The organism is Advenella sp. RU8, assembly GCF_048381675.1.
Classification (GTDB): Bacteria; Pseudomonadota; Gammaproteobacteria; order Burkholderiales; family Burkholderiaceae_B; genus Advenella.
Map to the genome: position 1 here is coordinate 317,909 of NZ_JBLWIS010000003.1, position 6,777 is coordinate 324,685.

Annotated in this window: 8 protein-coding genes; 7 read left to right on the plus strand and 1 reads right to left on the minus strand. The window is 44.3% G+C overall.

What is annotated here, in order from left to right; genetic code table 11:
* Positions 1 to 3 precede the first annotated feature (3 nt).
* From rbfA to ACM5Q9_RS06480, 7 genes are all read left to right on the plus strand, one after another.
* Positions 4 to 417, plus strand: a complete 414-nt coding sequence (gene rbfA, locus ACM5Q9_RS06450) for a 30S ribosome-binding factor RbfA (protein ID WP_418143905.1) — start codon at positions 4 to 6, stop codon at positions 415 to 417.
* Positions 418 to 440: 23 nt separating this feature from the next.
* Positions 441 to 1,193, plus strand: coding sequence for a tRNA pseudouridine(55) synthase TruB (gene truB, locus ACM5Q9_RS06455; protein ID WP_418143906.1), 753 nt, complete (start codon positions 441 to 443; stop codon positions 1,191 to 1,193).
* Positions 1,190 to 3,016, plus strand: coding sequence for a translational GTPase TypA (gene typA / locus ACM5Q9_RS06460; RefSeq protein WP_418143907.1), 1,827 nt, complete (start codon positions 1,190 to 1,192; stop codon positions 3,014 to 3,016). Before truB ends, typA begins: the two co-directional genes overlap by 4 nt.
* Positions 3,017 to 3,242: 226 nt before the next feature.
* The gene (locus ACM5Q9_RS06465) at positions 3,243 to 3,665 is read left to right on the plus strand and encodes a DUF2946 family protein (protein WP_418143908.1); all 423 of its coding nucleotides are present in this window, start codon (positions 3,243 to 3,245) and stop codon (positions 3,663 to 3,665) included.
* Positions 3,666 to 3,904: 239 nt separating this feature from the next.
* Entirely contained in the window at positions 3,905 to 4,498 is a 594-nt protein-coding gene (locus ACM5Q9_RS06470) for an SCO family protein (RefSeq protein ID WP_418143909.1), read from the plus strand.
* Positions 4,499 to 4,535: 37 nt separating this feature from the next.
* Positions 4,536 to 5,036: a copper chaperone PCu(A)C gene (locus ACM5Q9_RS06475; protein ID WP_418143910.1), complete on the plus strand. Its 501-nt coding sequence runs from the start codon at positions 4,536 to 4,538 to the stop codon at positions 5,034 to 5,036.
* A 64-nt stretch (positions 5,037 to 5,100) separates the two neighbouring features.
* Entirely contained in the window at positions 5,101 to 5,745 is a 645-nt protein-coding gene (locus ACM5Q9_RS06480) for a copper chaperone PCu(A)C (RefSeq protein ID WP_418143911.1), read from the plus strand.
* Positions 5,746 to 6,434: 689 nt separating this feature from the next.
* Here ACM5Q9_RS06480 and ACM5Q9_RS06485 read toward each other — a convergent pair.
* The gene (locus tag ACM5Q9_RS06485) at positions 6,435 to 6,641 is read right to left on the minus strand and encodes a hypothetical protein (RefSeq protein ID WP_418143912.1); all 207 of its coding nucleotides are present in this window, start codon (positions 6,639 to 6,641) and stop codon (positions 6,435 to 6,437) included.
* Positions 6,642 to 6,777: the final 136 nt, after the last annotated feature.

Below are 6,777 nucleotides of genomic sequence, written 5' to 3' on the forward strand. Positions count from 1 at the left end.
ATTATGAATCGACACAAGTCAAAATCTCCTGCCAGCCGTAATGTGCGTCTGGCAGACCAGATACAGAAAGATCTGGCCATCCTTATCCAGCGTGAAATGGATATGTCCCGAGTAGGTCTTATTACCTTAAGCGGGGTTGATCTTAGTGCAGATTATGCACATGCAAAGGTATATTTCACTGTTCTGGGTGCTGAGCCGGAAGTGGCTTCGACTGCACTGAATGAAAAGGCAGGATGGCTGCATTCTTTGCTGTTTAAAATGTTGCATATTCACACGGTACCTACCCTGCGTTTCATTCACGATGAACAAATGGCGCGTGGTATTGAAATGACACAGCTCATTGATCGTGCAAACCGTCCGGATGATTTTCCTGTGCAAACAGATAATCTTGATGATATTGAAACAGGCAAGAAATAACTGCCTGGTATTTGGGTAAATAAATGGGACGTAGGAAAGGGCTGGACATTACCGGGGTGTTGTTGCTTGATAAGCCAGTAGATTTATCAAGCAATCATGCCCTGCAAAGAGCCAGACGTGTAATGGATGCAAAAAAAGCCGGTCATACTGGGACATTAGATCCATTTGCGACCGGCTTGTTAGTCTGCTGTTTTGGAAAAGCCACTAAAATATGCGGTCCCATGCTGAATGTGGATAAAAAATATATTGCCACGCTTCAGTTGGGTGCTGAAACCGATTCGGGCGACCTGACGGGAAATGTCGTTCAGGATGCACCGGATTTTACTGGTATTACGGCAGAACAGTTAAACAAGGTATTACCCGATTTCTTGGGTGAGATACAACAGATTCCGCCGATGTATTCGGCCTTGAAGCGGGATGGGCGCCCGCTTTATGAATATGCACGCCAGGGCATAGAGCTTGAGCGTGAACCTCGTACAGTAACAATCTACGAAATAAATGTGTTGCGTGTTCAGCCTGCTGTGGTTGAACTAGAGGTATCCTGTAGTAAAGGAACCTATATACGCACACTTGCCCAGGATATTGGAAGGGCACTGGGTTGCTTTGCGCACCTGATTGCCCTCAGGCGAACAGTTGTTGGTCCGTTTTCCATAGATAATGCAATTTCCCTTGAGGCTTTGCAAAACATGGAAGCGCCGGTTGACAGGCTGATTGCCCTGCAAGAACTACCAGACGGCCTGGTGCCGTTAAAACTACTTCAAAAGGAAATACTATGAGCCAAGCGCTCCGTAACGTTGCGATTATTGCTCACGTTGACCATGGTAAAACAACAATGGTTGACCAGTTGTTACATCAGGCGGGTACGTTCCGTGATAACCAGCATATTGCTGAGCGCGTCATGGACTCCGGCGATATTGAAAAAGAACGTGGTATTACGATTCTTTCAAAGAACTGTGCTGTCGAATATGAAGGCACCCACATCAACATTATTGATACCCCCGGACACGCCGACTTTGGTGGTGAAGTAGAGCGCGTATTGTCTATGGTTGATGGTGTTTTGCTGCTGGTTGATGCTGTAGAAGGACCTATGCCACAAACCCGTTTTGTGACCAAGAAAGCCTTGGCGCTTGGCCTGAAGCCTATTGTTGTGGTTAACAAAATTGACCGCCCCGGTGCGCGTCCTGATTTTGTGATTAACACAACCTTTGACCTGTTTGATAAACTTGGTGCTACAGAAGAGCAGCTTGATTTCCCCGTTATTTACGCTTCAGGCCTGTCTGGTTTTGCCGGCCTGACTGACGACGTGCGTGAAGGTGACATGCGTCCTTTGTTTGATGCAATCCTGAAATACGTGCCTCAGCGTAACGATGACAAGGATGCCCCTCTTCAAATGCAAATCATTTCGCTGGACTACAACAGCTATGTGGGCAAAATTGGTGTCGGCCGTATCAACCGTGGCCGGATTCGTGCAGGCCAGGATGTTGTCGTCAAGTTTGGTGAAGATGGGGCCAGTTCTAAAGGACGTATCAATCAGGTTCTCAAGTTTCAGGGTCTTGATCGCGTTCAGGTGGATTCCGCAGAAGCCGGTGATATTGTCCTGATTAACGGTATTGAAGAAATTGGCATTGGCTGTACATTATGTGATCCAGCCAAACCCGAAGCCTTGCCAATGCTGAAGATTGATGAGCCAACCTTGACCATGAACTTCATGGTAAATACTTCGCCTTTGGCAGGCCGTGAAGGCAAATTCGTTACCAGCCGTCAGATTCGTGATCGCCTGAATCTTGAGCTGAAGTCAAACGTTGCACTACGGGTTAAAGACACCGGTGACGATACCGTATTTGAAGTTTCCGGTCGTGGTGAGCTTCACCTGACAATTCTGCTGGAAAACATGCGTCGTGAAGGTTATGAACTGGCTGTTTCACGTCCGCGCGTGGTCTATAAGGAAATTGATGGTGTGCGCTGCGAGCCACTTGAGCTGTTGACCGTTGACCTTGAAGATGAACACCAGGGTGGTGTGATGGAAGAGCTGGGTCGTCGTAAAGGCGAACTGCTTGACATGCAATCCGATGGACGTGGCCGTACCCGTCTTGAGTATCGCATTCCAGCCCGTGGCTTGATTGGTTTCTCTACCGAATTCATGTCGATGACTCGCGGTACTGGTCTGATGAGCCATGTTTTTGATGAATATGCACCTGTTCGTGAAGGTAGTGTCGGTGAGCGTCGCAATGGCGTGCTGATCAGTCAGGATAACGGTGATGCCGTTGCTTATGCCCTGTGGAAGCTGCAAGATCGTGGCCGCATGTTTGTGTCTCCTGGTGAGCCATTATATGAAGGTATGATTATCGGTATTCATAGCCGTGACAATGACTTGATTGTTAACCCTATCAAGGGCAAACAATTGACCAATATCCGTGCCTCAGGCACCGATGAGGCAGTACGTCTGGTGCCGCCTATCAAGTTGAACCTGGAATATGCCGTAGAGTTCATTGATGATGATGAGCTGGTTGAGGTAACGCCTAAAAGCATTCGCTTGCGCAAACGCTATTTGATTGAGCATGAACGTAAGCGTGCCGCACGTGAGAATGCTGGACTGTAAGTAAAAAATCCGCTAATAAAAGCGGATTTAAAATAAACCGCACCTTCAGGTCAGGCTTTTGCCTTAGCCTGAAGGTGCGGTTTTTTATTGGGATCCAGGATTGATCTTAATCAGGAACAATGCATTTATAATGGTTTTATGGTTTACTACATAAGGTTTCAATGTTAGTATCAATTAGGTAACCCTTGGGTGTACTTTAAAGCGTGATCAATCTTACCTCCGTTATATGAATGTGAACCGTATTTTTTCGCATAAAGGTGTCTCATACAGGTATATATTCATATATCTGTGTCTGGCCTTGTTTGCGTTGCGCTCACTCATACCGGTTGGCTATATGCCCAATATGCAGGCACTTGGCCAGGGCAAAATAGAAATTATCATCTGTACGCCTGCAGGTAGCCAGTCTACTTTCGTTTCCATCGAAACTTCTCCTCATCAGCAAATCCCTGATAATGCCCATGATGGCATGCTAAGCTGTCCTTTCAGCGTTATTAACGCCCAAGGCATGCTGGCGGGGTCCCCTGATCTGGGTGTTGAGGCATTTAACCTGCCCGAGTTGGTTGTCCCCTCTCTCAGCCATTCTCAGGTAAACAATGTCCGCCATTCAGGGCCTCCGCTAGGCTCAAGAGCCCCGCCTGTGGCTATCTAATAAGTTCAAATAACAAAATAACCCGTAATCGGGATGTCGTTAAGTGCTGCATTATGTTTGCTTTTAGACCAGGCATGGCATGTCTGCGGTATTTATCGGTTCTTGTCTACCTTGAACAGTTTTGATTGGCATAACCCCCGCTTTTTATACTTTCTCCTGATAAAAACCAGGGTTCAACCATTCATTTCCCATTCTGTTCAAGGTGGAATTTAAAAATCAAATAACTTGAAATACATGCAATGTCAATGAATCAAAAACGCAGATTGGTGCTGGCTGGCTTGGGTGTATTACCCTTGGTACTTGTGGGGTGTGGTAAAGAAAAGCCGCTGGTTGTTCATGGTAAAGATCTTACCGAAGCAAATTTCGGGCGCGATTTCAATTTGAGCGGTCCCAACGGCAAGCGCTTCACTGTCAATGATTTCAACGGTAAAGTACTGATGATTTTTTTTGGCTTTACCCAGTGCCCTGATGTTTGCCCAACAGCGTTGGCGCGTGCTGTGGAAATTAAAAATCTGTTGGGTGAAGATGCAGATAAATTACAGGTAGTTTTTATTACGATAGATCCTGAACGTGACACGCCTGAAATGCTGGAAGCCTATACCGGTGCTTTTGATCCTTCTTTTCTAGGGCTTTACGGTACGCTTGATGAAACGGCAGAGGTTGCCAAAGAATTTAAAATTTATTACAAAAAAGTTCCAACCGGTTCATCTTATACGATGGATCATAGTGCACTAAGTTATGTTTTTGATACCAATGGCAAGCTAAGATTATCTTTGCCCCATGCCCAAAGCGCAGAAGAGTGCGCAGAAGATATCCGTCAATTGTTGCCTTAATATTCAAAAGTTATTCAATCCAATACAGAGGTAAACCATGAAGTTCTCTATTAAACAGATCAATTCAGCCCTGATTATTTCTGCCGCCTTATTTTCAGCTTCAGCAAGTGCGGCTGTGACCGTGGAAGACGCTTGGGTGCGTGCTACTGTCGGCGGGCAGCAGGCAACTGGTGCATTCATGAAGTTGACATCCGATAAGGATGCCAAGCTGGTGGAAGCTAAATCTGATATTTCCAAAGCAGTGGAAATACACGAAATGGCCATGCAGGATGACGTCATGAAAATGCGTCAGATTCCAAGCCTGGATTTACCCAAAAGTCAGGTTGTTGAGTTGAAACCAGGTAGCTACCACATCATGTTTATTGGCTTGAATAATCAAGTTAAGGAAAATGATGAGGTTGCGCTTCAGCTTGTTGTTGAAAATGCTGATGGTAGTAAAGAAACCGTTGATATTAAAGCACCAGCAAAACCTTTAGCGGGTGCTGACGAAAATTTCATGCATGGCAAACCTATGCAAATGAAAAAACACGGCCATTAATTGGTATTCTTACTGTTTGAATTTTTTTGATCCGGTGTTATGCCGGATCAATTTTTACCTGTTTATGAAAACACCTGTAAAAGTACTGAAAATTTTTATTCCGGTTTTGTTGGTAGCCGGTTTTTCCTGGTGGGCTGTAGATTATTTCAAGGAGCCGGAATATGAATGGATTGAAATCTGTACATTAGAAGGGGTTAAAAGGGTAAAGTATGATGATCAAGGTAATTTGCTGGCAGAAGAGTGGATAAGCCGCATTCCTGCTCATTTGGCCTTAGCCGAAGCAAACCAGGAGGCCGTTCAAACTCAGGCTCCTGAAGCAAAGCTGGTTGAGTTGGATGCAGTGGAAATTGACCGGTGCTGGATAAGGTTATTGCCTGGTAATTTACCGGCTGCCGGATATTTTGAATTAAAGAACAATTCTGGCAAGGCACTTGTTTTAAGCGCTATTAAAAGCCCAGCATACGCTTCTGCGATTATGCATGAAAATATCAAGAAGCAAGGTATGACGAGCATGGAAAGCCTTAGTCAGCTTAGTATTCCGGGCAATGGTACATTGTCTTTTTCGGTCAACACTTACCATATTATGCTGGAAAAGAAACAGGTAGACTTAAAGCCCGGCGATTTTATTTCATTGCAATTTTATTTTCAGGATGCTGGGACGAAAACAGTGCAATGTAAAGTCAACTCACCGAACGCTTTGGATTATTAGTGTGAATAATCAGTTCGGTTGTCTGTCTTTAATCTGTAGTGGCTGCATCTAGCCAGTAAATGTTCTAAAGCAGTAACTTTAGCAGTTGATAAAACCTTGAGTTTTTTGTTTTGATCAATAATTGATCAATTAATAAAATATCAATAAATTTCAACGGCTTATGAATCTTTTACAGAATTGTTAAAGTAATATTCACATTTTTGTTCTCATTTTTTGTTAATAACTCATTGATTACAAAAAATGTTGATAACACTGTGAGCAATTTGTGTGTAAGCTGTGAATCATATGTGAATAAATACTTGATAACAATATGGCCGTTTTTTTTAAATTCCTGATTGTATTTTTGGTGCTGTTTTGGCTAGCCCGTTTTTTTAGCAGCAAAATAAACCGGCTTTGGGCAGGAACTATTGGTGCTGCCATGCAGTGGATCAATGACAATGGGGGCCGCATGATGAGAGTTATGTTCATCCTGGCGGGTGTATTGTTTTTAATATTGATATTTCAATGGAGCCGTACCGCTTAGCCATAAAATCATGTCAACTCAATATTTGAGTGAATTTGGCAGGCAGCTTGAATTTTGTGTTGTTGAGCAGGTAAGCGGCAGGCCAAGACCGGAAGAATTACTAATACCGGTTTTTTGCGTGGCCTGCCATGAAAATGACTGCTTTATCATTTAGCAACTTGATGTTTTAACGATTCTGGCTTCCTGCCGGCCCGCGGCGTGATTGTGACTGATTGCTGCCGCCAATGTGAGCTTCACGATCACTTCGGCTATCAGGCGTTCGTTGACCCTGATTTAATTGAGTAGGATTTTTTTTGCCCTGTTGGTTGGTATCATTACTGACTTTGCCTGTTTGAGGCTCTTGTTTGTCATGAGGATTGACACGAGACGTCATGGTTTGCTCCTTACGGTAAGAAACATCAATAATTACATCTACCCGTTAACGTTACAGCAACCCTTTGTCGCCTGCAAGCATAAACACTGATTGATGCAATTTTGCTGGTTGGTTTTTGCCATATGCTGTCATCTTG

Coding starts and splice junctions, on each gene's coding strand:
- ACM5Q9_RS06465 (WP_418143908.1), top strand. CDS start 3,243: ATGAATGTGAACCGTATTTTTTCGCATAAAGGTGTCTCATACAGGTAT.
- ACM5Q9_RS06470 (WP_418143909.1), top strand. CDS start 3,905: ATGTCAATGAATCAAAAACGCAGATTGGTGCTGGCTGGCTTGGGTGTA.
- ACM5Q9_RS06475 (WP_418143910.1), top strand. CDS start 4,536: ATGAAGTTCTCTATTAAACAGATCAATTCAGCCCTGATTATTTCTGCC.
- ACM5Q9_RS06485 (WP_418143912.1), bottom strand. CDS start 6,641: ATGACGTCTCGTGTCAATCCTCATGACAAACAAGAGCCTCAAACAGGC.
- ACM5Q9_RS06480 (WP_418143911.1), top strand. CDS start 5,101: ATGAAAACACCTGTAAAAGTACTGAAAATTTTTATTCCGGTTTTGTTG.
- typA (WP_418143907.1), top strand. CDS start 1,190: ATGAGCCAAGCGCTCCGTAACGTTGCGATTATTGCTCACGTTGACCAT.
- rbfA (WP_418143905.1), top strand. CDS start 4: ATGAATCGACACAAGTCAAAATCTCCTGCCAGCCGTAATGTGCGTCTG.
- truB (WP_418143906.1), top strand. CDS start 441: ATGGGACGTAGGAAAGGGCTGGACATTACCGGGGTGTTGTTGCTTGAT.